This is a genomic window from Embleya sp. NPDC056575 (assembly GCF_042793325.1).
Lineage (GTDB): Bacteria > Actinomycetota > Actinomycetes > Streptomycetales > Streptomycetaceae > Embleya.
The window spans coordinates 20,688-45,353 of record NZ_JBHTVA010000064.1; the positions used below are offsets into that span (position 1 = coordinate 20,688).

At 71.6% G+C, this 24,666-nt stretch carries 25 protein-coding genes; 19 read left to right on the forward strand and 6 right to left on the reverse strand.

Going from position 1 to position 24,666, the window contains the following annotated elements; translation table 11 throughout:
* Positions 1-2: 2 nt before the first annotated feature.
* The 10 genes from dnaJ (at position 3) to era (ending at position 9,718) form a co-directional block, all read left to right on the forward strand.
* On the forward strand, positions 3-1,136 hold the full coding sequence (dnaJ, locus tag ACFRCG_RS36945) for a molecular chaperone DnaJ (RefSeq protein WP_126638496.1): 1,134 nt from the start codon (positions 3-5) through the stop codon (positions 1,134-1,136).
* A gap of 741 nt (positions 1,137-1,877) precedes the next feature.
* The gene (locus ACFRCG_RS36950; RefSeq protein WP_380039719.1) at positions 1,878-2,948 is read left to right on the forward strand and encodes an NAD(P)H-dependent flavin oxidoreductase; all 1,071 of its coding nucleotides are present in this window, start codon (positions 1,878-1,880) and stop codon (positions 2,946-2,948) included.
* Positions 2,945-3,685 (forward strand): 16S rRNA (uracil(1498)-N(3))-methyltransferase, encoded by a 741-nt coding sequence (locus ACFRCG_RS36955; protein ID WP_380039721.1) that lies wholly within the window; start codon positions 2,945-2,947, stop codon positions 3,683-3,685. The genes ACFRCG_RS36950 and ACFRCG_RS36955 overlap by 4 nt, the downstream gene beginning before the upstream one ends.
* A gap of 91 nt (positions 3,686-3,776) precedes the next feature.
* Positions 3,777-4,139 (forward strand): histidine triad nucleotide-binding protein, encoded by a 363-nt coding sequence (locus tag ACFRCG_RS36960; RefSeq protein WP_380039723.1) that lies wholly within the window; start codon positions 3,777-3,779, stop codon positions 4,137-4,139.
* Positions 4,140-4,145: 6 nt separating this feature from the next.
* Positions 4,146-5,057, forward strand: a complete 912-nt coding sequence (locus ACFRCG_RS36965; RefSeq protein WP_380039725.1) for a ribonuclease Z — start codon at positions 4,146-4,148, stop codon at positions 5,055-5,057.
* Between the two features lie 214 nt (positions 5,058-5,271).
* Positions 5,272-6,324 carry a PhoH family protein gene (locus tag ACFRCG_RS36970; protein ID WP_380039781.1) on the forward strand — a complete coding sequence of 351 codons (1,053 nt, stop codon included), beginning with the start codon at positions 5,272-5,274 and terminating at the stop codon, positions 6,322-6,324.
* 5 nt (positions 6,325-6,329) lie between these two features.
* Positions 6,330-6,803, forward strand: a complete 474-nt coding sequence (gene ybeY / locus ACFRCG_RS36975; RefSeq protein ID WP_380039727.1) for an rRNA maturation RNase YbeY — start codon at positions 6,330-6,332, stop codon at positions 6,801-6,803.
* Positions 6,804-6,854: 51 nt separating this feature from the next.
* Entirely contained in the window at positions 6,855-8,183 is a 1,329-nt protein-coding gene (locus tag ACFRCG_RS36980; protein WP_380039729.1) for a hemolysin family protein, read from the forward strand.
* Positions 8,184-8,325: 142 nt separating this feature from the next.
* Positions 8,326-8,685 carry a cytidine deaminase gene (locus ACFRCG_RS36985; RefSeq protein WP_380039731.1) on the forward strand — a complete coding sequence of 120 codons (360 nt, stop codon included), beginning with the start codon at positions 8,326-8,328 and terminating at the stop codon, positions 8,683-8,685.
* An 82-nt stretch (positions 8,686-8,767) separates the two neighbouring features.
* Positions 8,768-9,718 carry a GTPase Era gene (gene era / locus ACFRCG_RS36990; RefSeq protein WP_380039733.1) on the forward strand — a complete coding sequence of 317 codons (951 nt, stop codon included), beginning with the start codon at positions 8,768-8,770 and terminating at the stop codon, positions 9,716-9,718.
* 39 nt (positions 9,719-9,757) lie between these two features.
* Here era and ACFRCG_RS36995 read toward each other — a convergent pair whose 3' ends face one another.
* Positions 9,758-10,465: a hypothetical protein gene (locus ACFRCG_RS36995; protein ID WP_380039735.1), complete on the reverse strand. Its 708-nt coding sequence runs from the start codon at positions 10,463-10,465 to the stop codon at positions 9,758-9,760.
* Positions 10,466-10,778: 313 nt separating this feature from the next.
* On the opposite strand from ACFRCG_RS36995, the gene leuA reads away from it, so the two are divergent.
* From leuA to ACFRCG_RS37035, 8 genes are all read left to right on the forward strand, one after another.
* Positions 10,779-12,536 (forward strand): 2-isopropylmalate synthase, encoded by a 1,758-nt coding sequence (gene leuA / locus ACFRCG_RS37000; protein WP_380039737.1) that lies wholly within the window; start codon positions 10,779-10,781, stop codon positions 12,534-12,536.
* Between the two features lie 142 nt (positions 12,537-12,678).
* Positions 12,679-13,626, forward strand: a complete 948-nt coding sequence (locus ACFRCG_RS37005; protein WP_380039739.1) for a TauD/TfdA dioxygenase family protein — start codon at positions 12,679-12,681, stop codon at positions 13,624-13,626.
* 125 nt (positions 13,627-13,751) lie between these two features.
* Entirely contained in the window at positions 13,752-14,423 is a 672-nt protein-coding gene (locus ACFRCG_RS37010) for a TerB family tellurite resistance protein (RefSeq protein ID WP_380003025.1), read from the forward strand.
* 63 nt (positions 14,424-14,486) lie between these two features.
* The gene (recO, locus tag ACFRCG_RS37015) at positions 14,487-15,239 is read left to right on the forward strand and encodes a DNA repair protein RecO (RefSeq protein WP_380003026.1); all 753 of its coding nucleotides are present in this window, start codon (positions 14,487-14,489) and stop codon (positions 15,237-15,239) included.
* Positions 15,240-15,262: 23 nt separating this feature from the next.
* Entirely contained in the window at positions 15,263-16,123 is an 861-nt protein-coding gene (locus tag ACFRCG_RS37020) for an isoprenyl transferase (RefSeq protein ID WP_380003161.1), read from the forward strand.
* A gap of 171 nt (positions 16,124-16,294) precedes the next feature.
* A complete protein-coding gene (locus ACFRCG_RS37025; RefSeq protein ID WP_380039741.1) occupies positions 16,295-17,383 on the forward strand; it encodes a permease in 1,089 nt (362 codons plus the stop codon).
* Positions 17,380-18,156 carry a TIGR03943 family putative permease subunit gene (locus ACFRCG_RS37030; RefSeq protein ID WP_380039743.1) on the forward strand — a complete coding sequence of 259 codons (777 nt, stop codon included), beginning with the start codon at positions 17,380-17,382 and terminating at the stop codon, positions 18,154-18,156. Before ACFRCG_RS37025 ends, ACFRCG_RS37030 begins: the two co-directional genes overlap by 4 nt.
* 169 nt (positions 18,157-18,325) lie before the next feature.
* Positions 18,326-18,877 (forward strand): hypothetical protein, encoded by a 552-nt coding sequence (locus ACFRCG_RS37035; protein WP_380039745.1) that lies wholly within the window; start codon positions 18,326-18,328, stop codon positions 18,875-18,877.
* A gap of 27 nt (positions 18,878-18,904) precedes the next feature.
* Here the strand turns inward: ACFRCG_RS37035 and ACFRCG_RS37040 are convergent, their stop codons facing one another.
* From ACFRCG_RS37040 to ACFRCG_RS37055, 4 genes are read right to left on the reverse strand one after another with little or no spacing between them, the layout of a single operon-like run.
* Positions 18,905-19,324 (reverse strand): Fur family transcriptional regulator, encoded by a 420-nt coding sequence (locus tag ACFRCG_RS37040; RefSeq protein WP_380039747.1) that lies wholly within the window; start codon positions 19,322-19,324, stop codon positions 18,905-18,907.
* A complete protein-coding gene (locus ACFRCG_RS37045) occupies positions 19,321-20,283 on the reverse strand; it encodes a metal ABC transporter permease (protein WP_380039749.1) in 963 nt (320 codons plus the stop codon). The genes ACFRCG_RS37040 and ACFRCG_RS37045 overlap by 4 nt, the downstream gene beginning before the upstream one ends.
* Complete coding sequence (locus ACFRCG_RS37050; RefSeq protein ID WP_380039751.1) at positions 20,280-21,056, reverse strand: metal ABC transporter ATP-binding protein; 777 nt, start codon at positions 21,054-21,056, stop codon at positions 20,280-20,282. Before ACFRCG_RS37050 ends, ACFRCG_RS37045 begins: the two co-directional genes overlap by 4 nt.
* On the reverse strand, positions 21,053-22,012 hold the full coding sequence (locus ACFRCG_RS37055; RefSeq protein ID WP_380039753.1) for a metal ABC transporter substrate-binding protein: 960 nt from the start codon (positions 22,010-22,012) through the stop codon (positions 21,053-21,055). The genes ACFRCG_RS37050 and ACFRCG_RS37055 overlap by 4 nt, the downstream gene beginning before the upstream one ends.
* A 163-nt stretch (positions 22,013-22,175) precedes the next feature.
* Here ACFRCG_RS37055 and ACFRCG_RS37060 point away from each other — a divergent pair, with 163 nt between their 5' ends.
* Positions 22,176-23,558: a glycine--tRNA ligase gene (locus ACFRCG_RS37060; protein WP_380003034.1), complete on the forward strand. Its 1,383-nt coding sequence runs from the start codon at positions 22,176-22,178 to the stop codon at positions 23,556-23,558.
* A gap of 113 nt (positions 23,559-23,671) precedes the next feature.
* Here the strand turns inward: ACFRCG_RS37060 and ACFRCG_RS37065 are convergent, their stop codons facing one another.
* Entirely contained in the window at positions 23,672-24,658 is a 987-nt protein-coding gene (locus ACFRCG_RS37065; RefSeq protein WP_380039756.1) for a hypothetical protein, read from the reverse strand.
* Positions 24,659-24,666: the final 8 nt, after the last annotated feature.

A 24,666-nucleotide genomic window follows, 5' to 3' on the forward strand; every position in this document is an offset into this window, starting at 1 on the left:
AGTTGGCTACCGATTACTACGAGGTCCTCGGGGTACGGCGCGACGCCACCCCGGAGGAAATCAAGAAGGCCTTCCGCCGGCTCGCTCGGGAGCTGCACCCGGACGTCAATCCGGACCCGAAGACGCAGGACCGGTTCAAGGAGATCAACAACGCCTACGAGGTCCTTTCGGACCCGCAGAAGCGTCAGATGTACGACCTCGGCGGCGACCCGCTGTCCTCCGGGGGCGGCGGGGGCGGTGGTGGCTTCGGCCAGGCCGGCTTCGGGTTCAGCGACATCATGGACGCGTTCTTCGGCCAGGCCAGCCAGCGCGGACCGCGCTCGCGCACACGCCGCGGCCAGGACGCGATGATCCGGATCGAGATCACCCTCGAAGAGGCCGCGTTCGGCACCACCCGGGAGATCCAGGTGGACACCGCCGTCACGTGCAACACGTGCAACGGCGAGGGCGCGGCCCCGGGCACCACGGCGCAGACCTGCGACATGTGCCGCGGGCGGGGCGAGGTCAGCCAGGTCACCAAGTCGTTCCTGGGCCAGGTCATGACGTCGCGGCCGTGTCCGCAATGTCAGGGCTTCGGCACCGTGGTCCCGCACCCGTGCCCCGAGTGCGCGGGCGACGGCCGCATCCGCGCGCGGCGCACGCTCACCGTCAAGATCCCGGCGGGCGTGGACAGCGGTACGCGGATCCAACTCGCGGGCGAGGGCGAGGTCGGTCCCGGCGGCGGCCCGGCGGGCGATCTCTACGTGGAGATCGTCGAGGTCGCGCACGCCACCTTCCAGCGGCGCGGCGACGACCTGCACTGCACGGTCACCATCCCGATGACGGCGGCGTCGCTCGGCACGAAGGTGCCGCTGCAGACGCTGGACGGCACGGAGGAGATCGACATCCGCCCGGGCACCCAGTCGGGCCAATCGATCCCGCTGCACGGGCGGGGCATCACCCACCTGCGCGGCGGCGGCCGAGGCGACCTGGTCGTGCACGTCGAGGTGCAGACGCCGAGCAAGCTCGACCCCGAGCAGGAGGAACTGCTCCGCCGCCTGGCCAAGCTGCGCGGCGAGGAACGCCCGTCGGGACAATTCACGCCGGGCCAGCAGGGCCTGTTCTCCCGCCTGAAGGACGCGTTCAACGGCAGGTAGCGGGCGGGGGCGCGGGTGGGCGCGGCGGCGCGTCGTGACGTCGTCCCCGGGCGCCGGACGGGCGGCATCCGGCCGCGTCCGGCGCCCGATCCCGCGTCCTCGGGCCGCCTGCGGCGAGCGCCCTCACACGCCGGACGGGCCGGCATCCGACCGCGCCCGACAACCGAGCCCGGCCACGCGAAGAGGTCGCGACACGCCACGGCCGCGTAACGCCGAGGCCGACCAGGACCGTGCACCGAGCCGCCACCGGCGCGCGGGGCTCGGGGGCTCCGGGGTTCCGCGCAGCAGCGCCCCCGTCTCGCCGGAAGCCAGGGGCTCGGAGCCCCGCACGCCGGCGGCGGGCCACCACCGGCTCTGATCGGCCACGCGCAACCGAAGGCGCGACGCGCGCCGAAAGCACTCGACCGGGTCGGGGAGGATCCCGGAGGGCCCGACCCGCGTGCCCTTTTTGCCGGCCGGTTTTCGCCAAGTGAAACGCCCGTCTCGCCGGGGCCCTCCGTCTCGGAGCCCCGCGCGCCGGCGGCGGCCCGTCACCGACCCCGACCAGCCCCGCGCCGGCACCGCGCGGCCAAAGGTGCGGCGCGACCGCTCCGCGTCCCCCGTCCGTGTACCGGCCGCGATCGAGACGCCCGGTGGTGGTGGGGTGGTGGGTCCGTGGGCGGGAGTCGATTCGGGGGGACTCGGGGGGCGCCTAGGCTTGGGTGGGTTGTGGGTGTGCCGTCGATCGAGGGAACGGAGAGCATGATGGCGACGAACGTCGATCCGACCCGGCTGACCGAACTGCCGATCGTGCAGGCGCCGATGGCCGGGGCGAGCGGGCCCGCGTTGGCGGCGGCGGTCGCTCGTGCCGGGGGGCTCGGGTTCTTGGCGGCCGGGTATCGGTCGGCCGCGGCCTTGGGTGCCGAGATCGAGGAGTTGCGTTCGCTGGTCGGTGACGTGCCGTTCGGGGTCAACGCGTTCATGCCGCAGCCGCCGCCCACCCGCGCCGAGGACGAGCTCACCGCGCGCTATGCCCGCTCCTTGGCCCGGGCCGCCGCGCGCTACGGCGGCAGCGTCGGCACTCCCGCGCCGGGCGTCGAGCGCGACGACTGGGACGCCAAGCTCGACCTCCTCCTGGCCCGCCCCGTCCCCGTGGTGAGCTTCACCTTCGGCCTGCCCGACATCGAGGCGGTGGCCGCGCTGCGGGCGGCCGGGACGCTTACCGTCGCCACCGTCACCACCCCCGAGGAGGCCCGGCTCGCCGTCGCGCACGGCGTCGACGCGCTGTGTGTCCAAGGCGGCGAGGCCGGCGGCCACCAGGGCAGCTTCGACAACCCCGCCGCCCCCGCCCCGTACGGCCTGCTCACACTGCTCACCCTGATCGCCGCCGAGACCGACCTCCCGCTGATCGCCGCCGGCGGCCTGATGACCGGCCGGCAGATCGAGGCGGTCCGGCTCGCGGGGGCCGGCGCCGCCCAACTGGGCACCGCCTTCCTGCGCGGCCCGGAAAGCGTCGCCTCGACCGCGCACAAGGCCGCGCTCGGCGACCCCGCCTTCGAGCGCAGCGTGCTCACCCGCGCCTTCTCCGGCCGCTGGGCGCGGGGGCTGCACAACGGCTTCGCCGCCCGGCACGAGGGCGAGGTCCCCGGGGTCTACCCGTACGTCCACCACCTGGTCGCGCCGATCCGCAAGGCCGCCGCCGCGCGCGGCGAGGCCGACGGCCTGGCCCTGTGGGCCGGTCAGGGCTGGCGCCTCGCGCGCGAGGAGCCGGCCGCCGAGGTGATCCACCGGCTCGTCGACGAGATGGCCGCAGCCCGAAAGGCATCCGCTTGAGCGCCCCCGTCTTCCTCGCCCCCGGCGACACGATCCGGCACGGCCGGCAGGTCGTCCTGGACGGTGCCGAGGGCCGACACGCCGTCACGGTGCGCCGGCTCGCGGCCGGTGAGCCGATCGTTCTCGCCGACGGCGCCGGACTGGCCGTGTACGGCACGGTCAACCGCGCCGAGGGCAAGGACACGCTCTACATCGACGTCGACTCGCGCACCGAGGAACCCGCCCCCGCACCCCGGATCGTGGTGGTCCAGGCACTGCCCAAGGGCGATCGCGGCGAACTCGCGGTGGAGACGACCACCGAGGTCGGCGTCGACGTGATCGTGCCCTGGACCGCCGCCCGTTGCATCACCCAGTGGAAGGGCGAGCGCGGGGCCAAGGCGCTGGCCAAGTGGCGCGCCACCGCGCGCGAGGCGGGCAAGCAGGCCCGTCGGCTGCACCTGCCCGAGGTCACCGAGCCGATGAGCACCCGGCAGGTGACCGCGCTGCTCGATGCCGCCTCGTTCGCGGGCGTCCTGCACGAGGCGGCCACCGAGCCGATCGCGACCGCCGCCGTCCCGAGCGAGGGCGACCTGGTTCTGGTGGTCGGCCCCGAGGGCGGGATCACCCCGGACGAACTGGCCGCGTTCACCGCCGTCGGCGCGACCGCCTACCGACTCGGCCCGACCGTACTGCGCACCTCCACGGCGGGCGTCTCGGCCGCCTCGGTCCTGCTGGCCCGATCCGGCCGCTGGAGCTGAGCCGCCCCGCCGACCCGCGCGAACGAGGGGTTCGGCCCACTACGATCGACGGCGACCGCTCGTGATCGACCCGGACCCGATGGAGGCACCCATGGCTGCGGGGGAACCCCAGGCCGACTGCCTGTTCTGCAAGATCCTCGCCGGCGACGTCCCGGCCACGATCGTCCACGAGACCAAGGACGTGGTGGCCTTCCGCGACATCAACCCGCAGGCGCCCACGCACATCCTCGTCATCCCGCGCGCGCACTACGCCAACGCCGGCGAACTGGGCGCCGAGGCCCCCGAGCTGGCCGGCGCGCTGCTGGCCGAGGCCGCCGTGATCGCGGCCGCCGAGGACATCGCCGACTCGGGCTACCGGATCGTCTTCAACACCGGCGCCGGCGCCGGCCAGACCGTCTTCCACGTACACGCGCACCTCCTCGGCGGCCGCGGGCTGAGCTGGCCTCCCGGTTAGGCGTACGTGAGCACCAGGGAGTTCGTCGTCCTCGGCACCGCGAGCCAGGCCCCGACGCGGCAGCGCAACCACAACGGCTATTTGCTGCGCTGGGACGGCGAGGGGCTGCTGTTCGACCCGGGCGAGGGCACCCAACGCCAGATGTTGCACGCCGGCGTGGCCGCGCACGACATCACCCGGATCTGCGTCACGCACTTCCACGGTGACCACTGCCTCGGCCTGCCCGGCGTGCTCCAGCGGCTCTCGCTCGACCGGGTCCCGCACCCGGTGACCGCCCACTTCCCGGCGAGCGGGCAACACTGGTTCGACCGACTGCACCACGCCACCGCGTTCCACGAGGCCGCCGTGCTGGTCGAGCACCCGCTCGCGGGCGAGCACGTACACACCCCCGCCGGGCCGTTCACGCTGGAGGCCCGCCGCCTGTCCCACCCCGTCGAGTCCTACGGCTACCGCGTCGTCGAGCCGGACGGCCGCCGGATACTGCCCGATCGACTCGCCGCGCACGGCGTGGCCGGCCCCGACGTGGGCCGGCTCCAGCGCGAGGGCCGGATCGGCGCGGTGACCCTGGAGCAGGTGAGCGTGCCCCGACCCGGGCAGAAGTTCGCCTTCGTGATGGACACCCGGCGCTGCGCGGCCGCCGTCGAGCTGGCCCGCGACGTCGACCTGCTCGTGTGCGAGTCCACCTTCGCCGACGCCGACGCCGACCTCGCGCACGAGGTCGGCCACCTCACCGCCCGTGAGGCGGCGGCCATCGCGGCCGAGGCGGGCGCGCGGCGACTGGTGCTCACCCACTTCTCGCAGCGCTACCCCGACGTGGGCCCGCTCCTGGACCAGGCCCGCGAGGTGTTCCCGGACACCGTCGCCGCCCACGACCTCGACCGGATCACGATCCCGCGCCGCCGGCCGGCGCCGGAATAATCCCGAAGTTCGCGGGGGCCGGAGAGTTACCATTGAGCAGCATCGAACCGCTTCCCGAGCACGGAAATGAGGCGTGATCAGGCCGCCAAGGCCGCCCATGGCTCCCACGACGAACGCGCGAGGCGCGAGCTCCGAGAACACCCCGCGGGCCGACTCCCGGGCAACTCCGACCGCGCAGGCCCAGGCGAAGATCACGATCCCCGCCAAGCATCCGATGGTGGCGCTCCTCGGTTCCGGCGACTCGTTCCTGCGAGTGGTCGAGCAGGGCTTCCCCGAGGTCGACATCCACGTCCGCGGCAACGAGGTCACCGTCTCCGGCGACGAGGCCGAGGTCGCCCTCGTCCGCCGGCTCTTCGACGAACTCCTGGTCATCGTCCGCACCGGCCAGCCGCTCAACGAGGAGGCCGTGGAGCGCTCGGTGGCGATGGTCCGCTCGAACGACGGACACGGTCCCGCCGAGGTGATGACCCTCAACATCCTGTCCAACCGCGGCCGCACGATCCGTCCCAAGACGCTCAACCAGAAGAGCTACGTGGACGCGATCGACGAGCACACCATCGTGTTCGGGCTCGGCCCGGCGGGCACCGGCAAGACCTACCTCGCGATGGCGAAGGCCGTCCAGGCCCTGCAGTCCAAGCAGGTCACCCGGATCATCCTGACCCGGCCCGCGGTCGAGGCGGGCGAACGCCTCGGCTTCCTGCCCGGCACCCTCTACGAGAAGATCGACCCGTATCTGCGCCCGCTCTACGACGCGCTGCACGACATGATCGACCCCGACTCCATCCCGCGCCTGATGGCCGCGGGCACCATCGAGGTCGCTCCGCTCGCATATATGCGCGGCCGCACACTCAATGACGCGTTCATCATTCTCGACGAGGCGCAGAACACCTCGGCCGAGCAGATGAAGATGTTCCTGACCCGCCTCGGCTTCGGTTCGCGCATGGTGGTCACCGGGGACACCACCCAGGTCGACCTGCCCGGCGGCACCCAGTCGGGGCTGCGTGTGGTGCAGGAGATCCTGCGCGGCGTGGACGATATCGCGTTCTGCACGCTCACCAGCGATGATGTGGTCCGACACAAGCTCGTCGGCCGGATCGTGGACGCGTACGCGCGCTACGACATCCAGGTCGAGGCGGACGGGCGGCCGAACGGCAACGGTTCCGGAAACGGTGACGTGCCCAGGTCGCGCGGCCGGCGGCCGATCGACAAGAACGGCCGCGGCAAGCACACAGTGAACATGCAGACAGTGGAACGGGAAGTGAACTGAGGGCCATGTCCATCGACATCGCCAACGAGTCCGGCACGGGGGTGGACGAACACGCGATCGTGGACGTCGCCCGATGGACCCTGGACCGTATGCGCATCCATCCACTGGCGGAACTGTCCGTGGTCATCGTGGACGAACCCGCGATGGAGCAACTGCACATCCAATGGATGGACCTGCCCGGTCCGACCGACGTGATGTCCTTCCCGATGGACGAACTGCGTCCGGGCAAGGCCGACGAGGATCCCCCGCAGGGGCTGCTCGGCGACGTCGTGCTGTGCCCGACCGTCGCCGAGCGCCAGGGTGCGGCGGCCGGCCACACCATGGACGACGAGCTGCACCTGCTCACCGTGCACGGCGTGCTGCACCTGCTCGGCTACGACCACGCGGAGCCCGACGAGGAGCGCGAGATGTTCGCGCTGCAGAAGGAACTGCTCGAATCCTGGCGGGAGGCCCGCCGCTCCGCGGACGACCGCGGATGAGCCGGCCACGGGATATCCCCGCCCCCGGCCGAGCGCGCGTCGGGGGCGGCAGTGCCCGCTGACAGCGTGGTGCGCCTCGTGGTCGGCGCGATCGTCCTGGTCGTGGTGGCCGGTCTCTTCGCGTGCCTGGAGGCGGCCCTGTCGCGCATCTCGCGCGTCCGCGCCGAGGAACTGGTCCGCGCCGAACGCCGGGGCGCCAAGCGACTGCTGACGGTGGTTCAGGACCCCGCCCGATATCTCAACCTGGCCCTGCTCGTGCGGGTCGCGTGCGAGTTGTCGGCGGCCGTACTGGTCACCGTGGTGTGCGTGGACGACTTCGACGAGACCTGGCAGGCCGTACTGGTCACCATCGGCATCATGGTCGTGGTGTCCTACGTCGCCGTCGGGGTCTCCCCGCGCACCGTCGGCCGGCAACACCCCGTCATGGTGGCCACGATCGGCGCGCCCGTGCTGTTCGGGCTCGCGCGTGTGCTCGGGCCGCTGCCGAAGCTGCTGATCCTGCTCGGCAACGCGCTCACCCCCGGCAAGGGTTTTCGCGAGGGGCCGTTCGCCTCCGAGGCGGAGCTGCGCGCGTTCGTGGACCTCGCCGAGAAGGACTCGCTGATCGAGGACGACGAGCGCGAGATGTTGCACTCGGTGCTGCAACTGGGCGACACGATCGTGCGCGAGGTGATGGTGCCGCGCCCGGACATGGTCTTCATCGAGCGGCACAAGACGTTGCGGCAGGCGATGTCGCTGGCGCTGCGCAGCGGCTACTCGCGGATCCCGGTGATCGGCGAGAACGAGGACGACGTGGTGGGCATCGTCTTCCTCAAGGACCTGGCCCGGCGCAGCACGATGGGCGATCCGGGCTGGGCCAAGGAGAGCGTCGACTCGATCATGCGCTCCGCGACCTTCGTGCCGGACAGCAAGCCGGCCGACGACCTGCTGCGCGAGATGCAGTTCGAGCGCACGCACATGGTCGTGGTGGTCGACGAGTACGGCGGCACCGCCGGCCTGGTCACCATCGAGGACATCCTGGAGGAGATCGTCGGCGAGATCACCGACGAGTACGACACCGAGACCGCGCCGGTCGAGCCGCTGCCCGACGGCGCGTTCCGGGTCACCGCCCGGCTGCCCGTGGACGAGTTGGGCGAGCTGTTCGGGCTCGAACTCGACGACGAGGACGTGGAGACCGTGGGCGGCCTGCTGGCCAAGGCGCTGGGCCGGGTGCCGATCCCGGGCGCGACCGCGGTGGTCGAGGGGCTGCGGCTGGTCGCGGAGAGCCCGTCGGGGCGGCGCAATCGGGTCGGCACGATCGTGGTGCGCCGGACCGAGCGGGGCGAGGAGCGCTCGGCGGCGCCCGCCGAGGGGGGTTCCGCGGCCGAGCGGAACCGGTGACGCCGGGGCCGGCGGGGCCGGTGACGTCGACCGGGCGGGCCCGCGCGGTCGGCCCGGTGGGCCGGTTCGGACCGGTACATCGGGCGTCGGCGGCGGCAAGTTACTGTGTCGGCATTCGTACCGCGCCGAACAGGAGAGCCCCGTGAGCGCCGAGACGCCCGAGTTCGTCGTCGACCCCGAGGACGCCAAGATCGTCACGCTGGCCCGGGCCACCCGGGCGCGCAACGGGGCGAGCGAGGGGGCCGCGGTGCGGGACGAGACCGGGCGCACCTACACCGCGTCCACGGTCGCGCTGCCCTCGCTGGAGCTGTCCGCACTGCGCACGGCGGTCGCGATGGCCGTCGCCGGCGGCGCGCGCGGCCTGGAGGCGGCGGCGATCGTCGGGGCCGACGAGACCGTGACCGAGGCCGACCGGGACGCGGTGCGCGACCTCGGCGGCGCCGGCACGCCGATCCTGTCCGCCGGTCCGGACGCGGTCGTACGCACCATCGTGACGGTCTGAGGCCGCCCCCGGGGCCGCCTCCCCCGGCCGGCGCGACCACGACCGACCCGCGCGGCGAGGAACGCTCGCGGCTTGAGCGACAATGTCACCCATGAGTGATCGCCCCAACCCCTCCGCACCCGTCCACCGCTCGGGCTTCGCGTGCTTCGTGGGCCGCCCCAACGCCGGCAAGTCCACCCTGACGAACGCGCTGGTGGGCACGAAGGTGGCGATCACGTCGGGCCGCCCCCAGACCACCCGGCACACGGTGCGCGGCATCGTGCACCGCGCCGACGGCCAGCTCGTCCTGGTCGACACCCCCGGCCTGCACAAGCCGCGCACCCTGCTCGGCCAGCGGCTCAACGACCTGGTCCGGGCCACCTGGGCGGAGGTCGACGTGATCGGCTTCTGCATCCCGGCCGACCAGAAGGTCGGTCCCGGCGACCGGTTCATCGCGGCCGAGCTGGCCGAGGCCAAGCGCACGCCCAAGGTCGCGATCGTCACCAAGACCGACCTCGTGGACCCGCAGACGCTGGTCCAGCAGTTGCTCGCGGTGCAGAAGATGGGCGAGGACGTCGGCATCGAGTGGGCCGAGATCATCCCGGTCTCCGCGGTCGGCGACAGCCAGGTGACCCTGGTCGCCGACCTGCTGATGCCGCTGCTGCCGGCCGGCCCGCCGCTGTACCCGGACGGCGAGCTGACCGACGAGCCCGAGATGGTGATGGCCGCGGAGCTGATCCGCGAGGCCGCGCTCGAAGGTGTGCGCGACGAGCTGCCGCACTCGCTCGCGGTGGTCATCGAGGAGATGATCCCGCGCGAGGACCGCCCCGCCGACAAGCCGCTGCTCGACGTGCACGCGAACCTCTACGTCGAGCGCCCCAGCCAGAAGGCGATCGTCATCGGGCACAAGGGCGGGCGGCTCAAGGACGTGGGCACGCGCGCCCGCAAGCAGATCGAGGCGCTGCTTGGGACGCCCGTCTACCTGGACCTTCACGTGAAGGTGGCCAAGGACTGGCAGCGCGACCCCAAGCAGCTCCGCAAGCTCGGATTCTGACCCCGAGCCCGCCCCCGAGACCCGACCCGAAGGGGCGGGTCAGCGGCCGTAGGGGCCGGACTGGTTCCGCTTCGAGGCGATCAGGACGAAGGCGGCGGCGGCGATCGCGATCACCGCGCCGGCGAGCACCATCCACAGGCCCGCCTCGACCTTGAGGGTGATGTTCGAGTGTTCGAGCAACTGCTTGTAGCGGTCCTTCTTGTCGCTCGGGACGTCGTCCTTCTGCATGGGTAGCCGGTACTTGTCCGCGACGTTCCAAACGGCGAAGCCGAGGGCGACCAGGGCCGGGATACCGGCTCCGGCCGCGGCCGCGGCCTTACGCGTGGCGATGCCGGCGACGAACAGCAGCACGGCCACGATCCCGGCGGCCAGCGTCCACTTGCCGTCACCGTCCAGGCCCTTGATCGCGTCGCCCTTGCCATCGGCGCCGATCCAGGCCAGGCATGAGCCGATCGCCACGATCAGCGCGCCGATCGCCCCCGCGATCGCACCCGGCCCGAACGACGGAAGTCCGCCGCCCATGCCGCCTCCGCCCGGCGCGGGCGGCGGGTATCCACCGGGCTGCTGACCGTACGGGTTCGGCGCTTGGCCGTACGCGGGCGGCTGCTGGCCGTACTGCGGGGGCTGCTGTCCGTACCCGCCCTGCTGGGGCTGCTGTCCGTAGCCCGGACCGCCCTGCTGGGGGTATCCGCCGGGGCCGCCCTGGCCCGGCTGTGGTCCGTAGGGACCCTGGTTGTAATCGCTCATGGGGAGTGAGCGTAGGAGCATCGCGCCCGTCGGGGGGAGGGGGCCGGCCGAAAAGATCACATGTGTTCGTATGACGGACGCCGTCTCGACGTAATCGACCCGTCGGGTATGGTTGCCGACATCATGCGTCAGTGGCTGCTTCTCCTTAGCCGCCGCGCCGGGGGCTCATCCCTCTGACAGAGGTCAGACCGGCTCCCCCGTCGCGGGGATAGAGGCATGTCCGCACGTCGGAGCCTCCGGGATGTCGTTCCTCCCGTCGCCGGCCCATCTGCTCTCGCCGCAGTCCTTCCTCGCGTTCAGGAGACCCGCCCGCATGCCTTCCGTGAATCGCTCCACCCCGATCACCGCCGCGTCCGTGAGTCAGCAGCCGTCCGGGATGCCGATCCACAAGTACCAGCCGTTCCGGGGCGTCGATCTGCCGGACCGCACCTGGCCGTCGAAGACGATCACCGTCGCCCCGCGCTGGCTGTCCACCGACCTGCGCGACGGCAACCAGGCGCTGATCGACCCGATGAGCCCGGCCCGCAAGCGCACCATGTTCGACCTGCTGGTGCGGATGGGCTACAAGGAGATCGAGGTCGGCTTCCCGGCCGCCTCGCAGACCGACTTCGACTTCATCCGCTCGATCATCGAGGAGGGCGCGGTACCGGACGACGTCACCATCTCGGTACTGACCCAGGCCCGTGAAGAGCTGATCGAGCGCACCGTGGAGTCGCTGGTCGGCGCGCCCAAGGCCACGGTCCACCTCTACAACGCGACCGCGCCGACCTTTCGCCGAGTGGTCTTCAACGTCGACCGCGACCAGTGCAAGGCGATCGCGGTGACCGGCACCGAGCACGTGATGCGCTATGCCGAGAAGCACCTGGGCGAGGAGACCGCGTTCGGCTACGAGTACTCGCCCGAGATCTTCATCGACACCGAGCTGGACTTCGCGCTGGAGGTCTGCGAGTCGGTGATGGACGTATGGCAGCCGGAGACCGGTCGCGAGATCACGCTGAACCTGCCCGCGACGATCGAGCGTTCGACGCCGAACGTGTACGCGGACCAGATCGAGTGGATGAGCCGCAACCTGACCCGCCGCGAGTTCATCGCCCTGTCGGTGCACCCGCACAACGACCGCGGCGCCGCGGTGGCCGCGACCGAGCTGGCCGTGATGGCCGGTGCCGACCGGGTCGAGGGCTGCCTGTTCGGGCACGGCGAGCGCACCGGCAACGTGGACCTGGTCACGCTGGGGATGAACCTGTTCAGCCAGGGCGTGGACCCGATGATCGACTTCTCCGAGATCGACGAGATCCGGCGCACCGTCGAATACTGCACGCAGCTGCCGGTGCACCCGCGCCACCCGTACGCGGGCGACCTGGTCTACACCGCGTTCTCCGGCTCGCACCAGGACGCGATCAAGAAGGGCCTGGAGATCCTGGAGCGGGACGCGGCCGCGGCGGGCAAGTCGGTCGAGGAGATCGAGTGGGCGGTGCCGTACCTGCCCATCGACCCCAAGGACGTCGGCCGCACCTACGAGGCCGTGATCCGGGTGAACAGCCAGTCCGGCAAGGGCGGCGTCGCGTACGTGCTCAAGGCCGACCACCGGATGGACCTGCCGCGGCGCGCGCAGATCGAGTTCTCCCGGATCATCCAGACCAAGACCGATGCCGAGGGCGGCGAGGTGACGCCGGCTCAGATCTGGGCGGTGTTCCGGGACGAGTACCTGCCCACCCCCGACGCCCCGTGGGGTCGGCTGGCGCTGCGCGGCCACCGTACGGTCTCCGGCGCGGACGGCAAGGACGTGCTGACCGTCGAGCTGAGCGTGGACGGCGAGGTCCAGACGCTGGAGGCGATCGGCAACGGTCCGATCGACGCCTTCGTCCGGGCCCTGGGCGGGCTGGGCTTCGACACCCGGGTGCTGGACTACAGCGAGCACGCGATGAGCGGCGGCGAGGACGCGCGGGCCGCGGCCTACGTCGAGTGCGCGGTCGACGGCCGGGTGCTGTGGGGCGTCGGCGTGAACGAGAACATCGTGCGCGCGTCGCTGGAGGCCGTGGTGAGCGCGGTGAACCGGGCCGCCCGCGGGTGACCTCGACACGGTGAGGCGAGACGACGGCGGTTCCCGGGTGACCGGGGGCCGCCGTTTCGCTGTTTCCGACCGGTCCGACGCCATTCCCCATTTAACTCGGCTGGGTTAATGTGCGGCCCTCTACTTCAGGGAGGGCTCTGCCATGACGTCATCCACCGCCCCCGGTACGCCCGTCTCATCCGCCGCCCCCGGGCGTGGTCGGATCGCCGACCGCGGGCTGATGCCGGGGCCGCGACCGCTGCGCCGGCTGCCCGAGGGCGTCGGCTCCGAGCCGTACACCCGGTTCGAAGTGGTCCCCTGTGGCGACCTGATCGGCGCCGAGATACGCGGCGTCTCGCTCGCCGAACCGGTGGGCCCCGAACTGTTCGCCGAACTCGACCGCGCCCTCCTCGAATGGAAGGTGCTGTTCTTTCGGGACCAGCCGATCACCCCGGCGCAACACTGTGCCTTCGCGCGCCTCTGGGGCGAGTTGGAGGTGCACCCCTTCCTCGGGCAGGGGGATGTGCCCGAGGTGGTGCGATTCGCCAAGGACGCCGCCTCGGTGGGCGTGGAGAACATCTGGCACACCGACGTCACCTGGCGCGAGCGGCCCGCGCTCGGCTCGGTGTTGCGCGCGATCGAGGTGCCCGAGCGGGGCGGTGACACGGTCTGGGCGGACATGGGCGCCGCCTACGACGCGCTGCCGGCCGATCTGAAGGAGCGGGTGGCCGGCCTGACCGCCGTGCACGACTTCACCCTGGCCTTCGGGCACGGTCTCGACCCCGAGCAACTGGCGGCCAGGCGCCGGGAGTTCCCGCCGGTGGAGCACCCCGTGGTGCGCACCCACCCGGTGACCGGCCGGCGCACCCTGTTCGTCAACGGGATCTTCACCGACCACATCGTCGGGCTGCCCGAGGCGGAGAGCGAGGAACTGCTCGGGGTGTTGTTCCGGCAGGCGATGACGCCCGAATACCAGGTCCGGCTGCGCTGGGCGCCGGACACGGTCGCCTTCTGGGACAACCGGGCCACCCAGCACTACGCGGTCAACGACTACCACCCGCACGTGCGGGTGATGGAGCGGGCGGCGATCCTGGGCGACCGGCCCTACTGACGCCCGGCCGGCCTGTCCACCCCTGCCGGAACCCGCCGCCCCACCGGCTCCGATGCAGGTCGGCCCCGTTCCCCGCCGGGAAAAAGTAACCATCTGTCCGCTTTCGATGACGCTTCGTGAAATTCGTGGCAGCATCGAAGCAGGCGGACAGAAGGCTCTCCGCCGCGCGGGACGCAGGGGGCGGCACCATGTTCTTCGTCGTGGGCATCCGGACCATCCGATCGGCGATCGGTGACGGCGAGTTCCACTGTCCGGCGTGCGGAGGCGATCGGCGCTTTCGCAAGGGCGGCGGTCGGCGTCGGCTCGTGTTGTTCGGCGTCGCGCTGATCCCGCTCGGGCGGGCCGGCTCCGGCGTCGAGTGCGCGGTGTGCTGCACCCGGCACGACGTCGCGGTCCTCGAGACGCCGACCGCCCGGGCGCTGACCCTGCTCCTGCGCGAGGCGGTGCGCACGCTGGTGGTGGCCGTGGTGGCCGCCGTCGACGACGAGCCGCAGGAGGGGGACGCGGTCCGCGCGGCGGCGGTCGAGGCGGTCCGGGCCGCGGGCATGCCGAGCTACGACGCGTGCGCGCTCGCCGTCGACGTCGGCGCGCACCTGGCCCAGGACACCGCGTGGGCACTGGCCGAGATCGCCCCGCATCTCGCCGTCGCCGGGCGCGAGCACCTGGTCGGCGTCGCGGCCCGGGTGGCGCTGGCCTGCGGGGCGTACGACCCGGCGCATCGGGTGATCCTGTACCACGCCGGCGACCAGCTCGGGCTCGGCCGGGCCCGCGTCGACCACGTGCTCGCGGGCCCGTGACCCGCGGGCGCGCGAGGGGACCGGCCGACGCGGCACGTCGGCCGCGCGCGGCACAATGGGAGCATGAGCCTCCTCCGTGACGAGGGTGTCGTGTTGCGAGCCCAGAAGTTGGGTGAGGCCGACCGCATCATCACCCTGTTGACCCGCGACCACGGGATAGTGCGCGCCGTGGCGCGCGGGGTGCGCAAGACCAAGTCCAAGTTCGGCGCCCGGGTGGAGCCGTTCGCGCACGTCGACGTGCAGTTCTTCACCCGGGGCAGCGACTTCCCCGGGCGTGGCCTGCCGATCATCACGCAGGCCGAGACCCTGGGCGCGTACGGCGGTCGGCTCGCGCTCGACTACGCCGCGTACACCTCGGGCACGGCGATCCTGGAGACCGCCGAGCGACTGACCGACCACGAGCGAGGCCAGCCCGCGCTGCAGCAATACCTGCTGCTGATCGGCGCGCTGCGCACGCTGGCCTCGGGCGCGCACGAGCCCGGTCTGGTCCTCGACGCGTTCCTGCTGCGCTCGCTCGCGGTGGCCGGCTACGCGCCGAGTTTCGCCGACTGCGCCCGCTGCGGCCTGGACGGACCGAACCGGTTCTTCACCGTCCAGGGCGGCGGGACGGTGTGCGGCGACTGCCGGCCGGCCGGATCCGTCGTACCCTCACCCGAGACCCTTTCCCTGCTCGGTGCGCTGTTGACCGGCGACTGGGGCCGAGCCGACGCGAGCGAGCCGCGGCACCGGCGCGAGGGCAGCGGCCTGGTGGCCGCGTATCTGCAATGGCACCTGGAGCGGGGTATCCGCTCGTTGAGATTGGTGGAGAGATCGTGAGTCAGTCGCGTGGCCGCTTCGGCCTGTTCCCCCGCCGTCGGCGGGCCGAGTCGGCGCCCGCCCGGGCCGCTCGCGAGCAGCGGCACTACCGCGACCCCAAGCCGCACGCCGAGGGCGCGCTGCCGCCGGACATCCCGGCCGATCTGGTGCCGAAGCACGTCGCGCTGGTGATGGACGGCAACGGCCGCTGGGCCAAGGAGCGCGGCCTGGCCCGCACCGACGGGCACACCGCGGGCGAGGCGTCGTTGTTCGACGTGGTCGAGGGCGCCGCCCAGATCGGCGTCAAGTACGTCTCCGCGTACGCGTTCTCCACCGAGAACTGGAAGCGCTCGCCCGAGGAGGTGCGCTTCCTGATGGGCTTCAACATCGACACGATCCACCGCCGGATCGACGAGATGGACGAACTCGGTGTGCGGATCCGCTGGTGCGGCCGGCGGCCCCGGTTGTGGGCGAGCGTGATCAAGGAGTTGGAGATCGCCGAGGAGCGCACCAAGGACAACACCCGCCTGACCCTGGCGATGTGCATCAACTACGGCGGCCGGGCGGAGATCGCGGACGCCGCCGCGCTGATCGCCGAGGACGTCAAGGCGGGCAGGCTCGACCCGAAGAAGGTCGACGAGAAGACGTTCGCCAAGTATCTGGACGAGCCGGACATGCCGGATGTCGATCTGTTCATCCGCTCCTCCGGTGAGCAGCGCACCTCGAACTTCCTGCTGTGGCAGTCCGCCTACGCCGAGATGGTCTTCCTCGACGTGTTGTGGCCGGACTTCGACCGGCGGCACATGTGGCAGGCGTGCGAGACGTACGCCTCGCGCGACCGCCGCTACGGCGGCGCGCTTCCGAACGCGGTCGCCGAGCCGGAGCCGGTGCCGTCGGGCTCCTGAGGCTCGGGCCCGAGGCTCGGCTCCCAAGGCCCGGCTTCTGAAGGCCCGCGGCCCCGGGGTCCGAAATGTCGGCTCTCGGTGGGCCGGCTCCCGAAAGTCGCGGCTCGCGAAGCGTGAAAGCTTCGCAAAGCGGGGTGTGGAGCGAGCGGCGGCGCCGCGATCGATGCGAACATGACCATCATGTTCGAAAAGAGCGCGCCGCCGCGCCCCGCTGCCGCCGCTCGGGTGGCGCCCCCGCCACCCCGTGGCGCCCAGTCGTCGGCCGCGACCGCCGGGTCCGCGGCACACGGTCGCCCACCCGCCGAGCGGTGGCGGCCGGGCCAACTCGAATTCTTCGTACTCGCCCTGCTCGTGCTGCTGTTCGCCCAACCGTGGATCGTGGACCGGCTCGGCACACCCGCGGTGCAGACCTGGGCCACCGTGTTCGTGGCGATCTCCGTCCAGGCGCTGCCGTTCCTGGTCCTGGGCACCCTGCTGTCCGCCGCGATCACCGCGTTCGTACCGCCCTCGGTGTTCACCAAGGTGTTGCCCAAACGGCAATCCCTCGCGGTGCCGGTCGCGGGCGCCGCCGGGGCGATCCTGCCGGGCTGCGAGTGCGCGTCGGTGCCGGTGGCCGGCGGACTCATGGCGCGCGGGGTCGCGCCCGCCGCGGCGCTGGCGTTCCTGCTGTCCTCGCCCGCGATCAACCCGATCGTGCTGACCGCGACCGCGGTCGCCTTCCCCAAGCAGCCCGAGATGGTGCTCGCCCGCTTCGTCGCCTCGCTCGGCACGGCGGTGCTGATGGGCTGGTTGTGGGCCCGGTTCGGCCGGCCCGAGTGGATCAAGCCCATGCGCCGTCCGCACGATCACGGCGGCAACGGCAAGTGGGAGAACTTCCGGCTCGCGCTCCAGCACGACTTCCTGCACGCGGGCGGCTTCCTGGTGATCGGCGCGATCACCGCCGCGACGCTCAACGTCACGGTGCCCAAGCACGTGATCGACGCCGTCTCCGGCTCGCCGTGGTTCGCGGTGCTCGCGCTGGCCTTCCTGGCCGTGGTGCTCGCGGTGTGCTCGGAGGCGGACGCGTTCGTGGCGGCGAGCCTGATCGGCTTCTCGCCGACCGCGAAGCTGGCCTTCATGGTGGTCGGCCCGATGGTGGACGTGAAGCTGATCGCGCTCCAGTCGGGCACCTTCGGGCGCGGTTTCGCGGCCCGGTTCTCCTCGGCGACGTTCGTGGTGGCGATCGTCGCGAGCTACGTCGTCGGATGGTGGTTGTTGTGAGGCGGGACGTCCAGGCGGTGTTGTTGATCCTGATCGGCGGCGCGTTGCTGCGGATCTCGTTGACCGACATGTACCTGCGCTACGTCAAGGACGGCCTGCGGCCCGCGCTGATCGCGGCGGGCGCGATCCTGCTCCTGGTCGGCCTGGTCTCGGCGGTCCGGGACGGGATCCAGCGGCGGGCGGTGGAGCCGACGGCGGACGCCGGGCACGCACACGCGGCGGACGGGGAGCCTTCGGCGGTCGACGACGCCGGACACGGGCACGACCACTCGGCGGGCCCGCGCGCGGCCTGGCTGCTGTGTCTGCCGGTGCTCGCGCTGTTTCTGATCGCACCGCCGGCGCTCGGGTCGTACACCGCCTCGCGCTCGGACAACGTGGTGGCCAAGCCGGCCGCCGCGAACAACGACGCCGGCTTTCCCGCGCTGCCGCCGGGGGACCCGCTGCCGATGACCCTGGCCGACTTCCTGATCCGCTCGGTGTGGGACACCGCCGCACCGCTGAAGGACCGCGACGTCCAGCTCACCGGCTTCGTCACACCCGGCAAGAGCGCGGGCACCTGGTACGTGACCCGGATGGTGATCAGCTGCTGTGCGGCGGACGCGTTCGCGCGCAAGATCGAGGTGCACGGCGCCGCGGCCCCGCCGACCGACTCGTGGGTGACCGTCACCGGCCGCTGGCTGCCCAACGGCCAGGTCCAGGCCGACGACGCGATGCCGGCCCTGACCGCGACCAAGGTCGATCGGGTGCCGACGCCGAAGGAGCCGTACGAATAGGCCGCCCATGGTTGCCGGTCGGCCGCGTTGTGACGATGTCACCGTCCGGTCACCGCCGCGTTCGTGTCCTGCGAGCGCGGCGGCGCGGCAGGATCCGTTCCCCTAGCGTGAGTTCGCGGACGGATCGCCTGGGGAGGACGATCCGCCGAACCAATCGGGGGGAATCGTCATGGGCTGGGGAATTCGTCGTGCCGTCGTCGCGGCGGCCGTCGTGGGCGCACTCGTATCGGGTGCCACCGCGTGCCGGGAGGAGGACCGGGGAGCGGACGCCGACCGGAAGGGAAAGACGAGCGAGCCGGCCGGGACCACCGACGCGGACGGCAAGGCCGGCGACGGGGACCTCCGGGTCAAGGGCGTGTTCCTGACCGTCACGCCCGGCACGCTGGCCGGCGTCCGGTGCCGGACCGCGTTCATGGAGACGTACATCGGCACGATCACCTTCGCCGACGGACACCGGGGCGGCCGGATCACCATCTCCTACGGCGGATCCTCCGGCGGCATGAAGCAGGAGGAGATCGACGTGCCCGCGGGCAAGAAGTCGATCACCAAGACGTTCGCCTACTCGGAGTTCCTGTCCGGCGGCTCGATCGCGGCCGGGCAGCTCAACGTGCTGAAGCCGAATCCGGTCGGCTCGGCCACGGTGCGGCCCACGGGCACGTGCTCCGAGGGCGGGACGTGGGGCGGCACCACGACCGGCGCGAGCGGCGGCGGCAGCTGGTAGGCGACCCCGACGCCGACGCGGGCGGGATCAGTCCGGCGTGCCGGCGCACTGGGCGCACGTGCCGAAGATCTCCAGTTCGTGGGAGACGTCGCCGAAGCCGTGTTCGGCGGCGATCCGGTTCGCCCAGCGCTCGACCGCCGGGCCCTCGACCTCGACGGTGCGCCCGCACGAGCGGCAGACCAGGTGGTGGTGGTGCCCACGGCTGCATCGACGGTAGACCGACTCGCCGTCCTGGGTGCGCAGGACGTCGACCTCGTCCGCGTCCGCCAGAGCCTGGAGGGTGCGGTACACCGTGGTCAGACCGACCGCCTCGCCGCGCTGCTTGAGCAGGTCGTGCAGATCCTGCGCACTGCGGAAGTCCTCGATCTCGTCGAGGAGCGCGGAGACGGCGGCGCGCTGCCGGGTGGACCGACCCCGAACCGGGCTCGTGCCGTGAGCGGTGGTCACCTGGGTGCCTCCTCGATGGGTGCGGGCCGGACGACGACGCTGGGTGCCTGCCCCGCCATTGTGCCGGCGCCGGGGGCCTGCGCGTCCACACGCACGTCGTCGATCCGAGGCGCGTCCACCTCCCCCGCCGCCGCCTCCGCGCGTCGGGCCCGGCGCCGATTCAACGGCGTCGCGAGCACTCCCACCAGAACGAACAGACCGATCGCGAGCAACACGATGGTGGCCCCGGGCGGCGCGTCGACGTAGTACGTCAGCGCGGTGCCGGAGACCGAGACCAGCACGCCGACCACGATCGCGAGCGCCGCGGTCATCGAGAACGTGCGGGAGATCTGCTGCGCGACCGCGACCGGGACCACCATCAGCGCGCTGACCAGGAGCAGGCCCACCACTCGCATCGCGACCGTGACGGTGACCGCGGCGGTGACCGCGAGCAGCAGGTTCAGCGCGCGCACCGGCAGCCCGGTGACCCGGGCGAAGTCCTCGTCCTGGCACACGGTGAACAGTGCGCGACGCAGTCCGAGGGTGACCACGAGCACGGCCGCGGCCAAGATCGTGATCACCCGGATGTCCTCGGGCGAGACCGAGGTCAGCGAGCCGAACAGGTACGACTGGAGATTGGCGTTCGAGCCCTCGGGGGCCAGGTTGATCAGCATCACCCCGCCCGCGATGCCGCCGTAGAACAGCACCGAGAGCGCGACATCGCCGCTGACCCGGCTGCGTTCGCGGATCAGTTCGATCAACACCGCGCCCACCGACGCGGTGAGCACCGCGGTGAGCACGGGAGAGGTGCTGAGCAGGAAGCCGAGACCCACGCCGGTGAGCGCGACGTGTCCGATGCCGTCGCCCATGAACGCCTGCCGGCGCTGCACGAGGTATACGCCGACGGCGGGCGCGGTCATGCCCACGAGCAGGGCCGCGAGCAGCGCGCGCTGCATGAAGGGGAAGTCCAGGATCGTCACGAGAGCAGTCCCATCCCGGCGTGGTGCGCGGTGTGATCGTCGTGCGGATGTACGTGGTCGTGGCCGGGCAGCGCATGCCCGCCGACCGCACGCGGCGGCGGTCCGTCGTGGCACACGCAGCCCTCGCGCAGCACCACGGCGCGGTCGATCAGCGGCTCCAGCGGGCCGAGTTCGTGCAGGACGAGCAGCACCGCCCGGCCCTGCTCCTGCTGTCCGCGCAGGGTGCCGGCCAGCACCTCCTGGCTGCGCAGGTCCACGCCTGCCATCGGCTCGTCCATGATCAGCAGGTCGGGGCGGCGGGCCAGGGCGCGGGCGATCAGCACTCGCTGCTGCTGGCCGCCGGACAGGTGGGCGATGCCGTCGCGGGCGCGGTCGCGCATGCCGACCGCGTCGAGCGCCGCGTCCACCGCGGCCCGCCCCTCGCGGCCCGGCCCGAACAGCCGGCGGCCGTCGAGCAGACCCGAGGTGACCACCTCGCGCACGCTCGCGGGCACACCCGCCGCGGCCGTGGTGCGCTGCGGTACGTAGCCGATCCGGGACCAGTCGCGAAAACGCGCGAACGGGGTGCCGAACAGCTCGATCGTGCCGCCGGTGAGCGGGACCAAGCCGACCAGGGTGCGCACCAGCGTGGACTTGCCCGAGCCGTTGGCGCCGAGCAGCGCGACCACCTCGCCGGGGCGCACGGTCAGGTCCACCCCGCGCAGCACCGGTCGGCCGCCGAGGGACGCGGTGCCGCCGGTCAACCGGGCGACCGGGGTCCGAGAATCCGTCATGAGCAGCCCAGCCCCTTCCGCAGCGCGTCCAGGTTGGCGCGCATCACCGAGAAGTAATCGTCGTGCGCCTCGTCTTTTATGCCCTCGAGCGGGTCCAGGACCGCGGTCTGCACATGCAGGTCCTCGGCGAGCGTCTTGGCGGTCTTGGGTTCGGCCAGGGTCTCGAAGAAGATCGTGGTCACCCCCCGGTCCCGGGCCAGACGCTGGATGTCGGCCCGCCGCGCGGGGGAGGGCTCCGACTCCGGGTTGACGCCGTTCACCCCGATCTGGTTCAGGTGGTAACGCTCCGCGACGTAGCCGAAGGCGGCGTGGCTGGTCACCACGTCCCTGCGGGCGCAGGTGGCCAGACCGGCGGTGAACTCGCCGTCGAGGGTCTTCAGCCGCGCCACCAGCGCCGCGGCGCGCTCGCGGTAGTCGGCGGCGTTGGCCGGATCGGCGCCGGCGAGCGATTCGCCCACACCGGTCGCGATCGCGGACAGCCGGATCGGGTCGAGCCACACGTGCGGGTCGCCGTGTTCGGCGTCGGCGTGGTCGTGGCCCGCGTGCTCGTCCTCGGCACCCTGTACCTCGGTGCCGTGTTCCTCCAGCGGTGCGAACCGGCTCGCCTCGGCGATGTGCTTCGGCTTGTTCTGCGAGATCGCCTTGTCCACGGCGGGCTGCAGGCCCTTGAGATAGACCACCAGATCGGCCTGCGAGACGGCGCCGACCTGCTTGGGGGTCAGCTCCAGGTCGTGCGGCTCGGCCCCGGCCCTGGTCAGGTTGGTCACCTTCACATGCGGGCCGCCGACCTGCTGTGCGACGAATTTCATCGGGTAGAACGCGGCGATCACCCGCACCTTCGCACCCGCCCCGGTGTCCGCCTTCGCGTCGTCGGTGCCGGCGCATCCGGAGAGCAGCAGGGCGGATGCGGCGGCGGTCGCGAGCAGGGCAACCGGGGCGGAGCGGCATATCTTCATGACAATGATTCTCAACTAGAATGACAATCGTTGTCAATAATACGGGTTTGGGCCAACCGTGGCGGACCCGGGCCGGCAGTTATCGATTTACGGGGGTGACCAGCGCGCCGGTAGCCTGTGCCGACACTGTCACTGCCCGCATCGTCGCACCGAAGAGAGCATTGTGGCCGCCGACAAGATCGACACCATCGTCAGCCTGAGCAAGCGCCGAGGCTTCGTTTACCCCTGTAGTGAGATCTACGGCGGCCAGCGGGCCGCCTGGGACTACGGTCCCCTCGGCGTGGAACTCAAGGAGAACATCAAGCGCCAGTGGTGGCGCACGATGGTCACCTCGCGTGACGACATCGTCGGTCTGGACTCCTCGGTCATCCTCGCCCGCGAGGTGTGGGAGGCGTCCGGTCACGTCGAGGCGTTCGTCGACCCGCTGACCGAGTGCACCTCGTGCCACAAGCGCTACCGCGCCGACCACCTCGAAGAGGCGTACGAGGCCAAGCGCGGCCGGCTGCCGGAGAACGGCCTCGCCGACATCACCTGTCCCAACTGTGGGAACAAGGGCACCTTCACCGAGCCCAAGATGTTCAACGGTCTGCTGCAGACCTTCCTCGGCCCCACCCAGGACGAGTCCGGCCGCGCCTACCTGCGCCCGGAGACCGCCCAGGGCATCTTCGTCAACTACAAGGCCGTCGAGCAGACCTCGCGCAAGAAGCCGCCGTTCGGCATCGCCCAGACCGGCAAGAGCTTCCGCAACGAGATCACGCCGGGCAACTTCATCTTCCGCACGCGCGAGTTCGAGCAGATGGAGATGGAGTTCTTCGTCAAGCCGGGCGAGGACGAGCACTGGCAGGAATACTGGATGCAGCAGCGCTGGGACTGGTACATCGGTCTCGGCCTGAACCCGGACAACATGCGCTTCTTCGAGCACCCGAAGGAGAAGTTGTCGCACTACTCGAAGCGCACCGTCGACATCGAGTACCGCTTCAACTTCGGCGGCACGGAGTTCTCCGAGCTGGAGGGCATCGCCAACCGCACCGACTACGACCTGCGCACCCACTCGGAGAAGTCGGGCACCGACCTGTCGTACTTCGACCAGGACGCCAACGAGCGCTGGTTCCCGTACGTCATCGAGCCGGCCGCGGGCCTGAACCGGGCGATGCTCGCGTTCCTGCTCGACGCCTACTTCGAGGACGAGGCGCCGAACGCCAAGGGCAAGCTGGAAAAGCGCACCGTGCTGCGGCTCGACCCGCGCCTGGCGCCGGTCAAGGCGGCCATCCTGCCGCTGTCGCGCAACGCCGACCTGTCGCCGAAGGCCCGGAGCCTGGCCGCCGACCTGCGGCAATACTGGAACTGCGACTTCGACGACGCCGGTGCGATCGGCCGTCGCTATCGCCGCCAGGACGAGATCGGCACGCCGTTCTGCATCACCGTCGACTTCGACACGCTCGAGGACAACGCGGTGACCGTGCGCTCGCGCGACACGATGCAGCAGGAGCGGGTGTCGCTCGACCAGGTCGTGGGCTATCTCGCGGCACGCCTGCCGGGCTGCTGACCCGAAACCGGCCGTGGGCCGGGTGAACGCCGTGAGGGGCGCCGTCTCGGACGGCGCCCCTCACGTGCGTCCCGGGTCGGTCGTGGTGCTCCGCGATCCGGGTGTTCGGCGAACTACTTGAAGACGCCCGCCACGATGCGGTCGGCCATCCGGTAGTTCAGGTCGTTCAGTACGCTGCCCGCGGCCTTCGAGGCCTCCTCGCCCTGGCCCTTCATCGGCCCGCCGTCGGCCCGGCCGATGTCCAGGATCAGGACGTAGCGCCCGGTCGTGGTGGCGATGGCCGCGTGCTCGGAGCCGTCCTTGAAGGTGACCCCGCTCGACGCCGGCGGCTGGAGCCAGGCGATCGGGGAATTGGACAGCGCGATGGTGCCCAGTCCCTTCTTCGCCGCCTCGGCCTTCTCCTTGTTCGGCATCGAGATCACCGACAGCGTCACCGCGTACTTCCCGGCCGAGTCCTTGTACGACCCGCGCAGCACACCCACGCAGCCGTTCTGGGTGACCGCCGAGCCGCCGGCCGTGATCACCTTCGAGCAGTCCTTGGCCGCCGAGTCGTCGCTGCTCAGCTGCCGATACTTCGCGCCGGTGCGGCCCTGGAACTCGGCGGTGTCCTTGAAGAAGTAGTCGGTGGTGAAGGACAACTTGTCGGTCGACAGGTCGTCGATGGCCGAGTTGTTCGGCGGCGGCGCCGACTGGAACCCCTTGGGCTCGTCGGCGTTCGGTCCGGGCGAACCGCCGGTCGCCGGCAACGAGCCGCCGTTGGCGGGGCCGCTCGGGGACGTCTGCGCGGCGGGCTTCTTGTCGTCGTCCTTGTCCTTGGACAGGAAGAAGAACGCCCCGCCGCCGATCACCGCGAGCGCCACCACCGCCGCCGTCGGAACCAGCCACTTCGGCCGGCCCGACGGCGGAGGCGGCGGCTGGCCGTAACCCTGGCCGTACTGCTGGGGGTAGGGCTGCTGTCCATACGGCTGTTGCCCATACGGTTGTTGTCCGTACGGCTGTTGCCCGTAGGCCGACTGGCCGTTGTTCGGTTGTCCGTACGGCTGTTGCCCGTGGCCGTAGCCGGGCCCGTTCGGGGGCTGCGGGGGCGGGAAGGCACTCATGTGCGGAG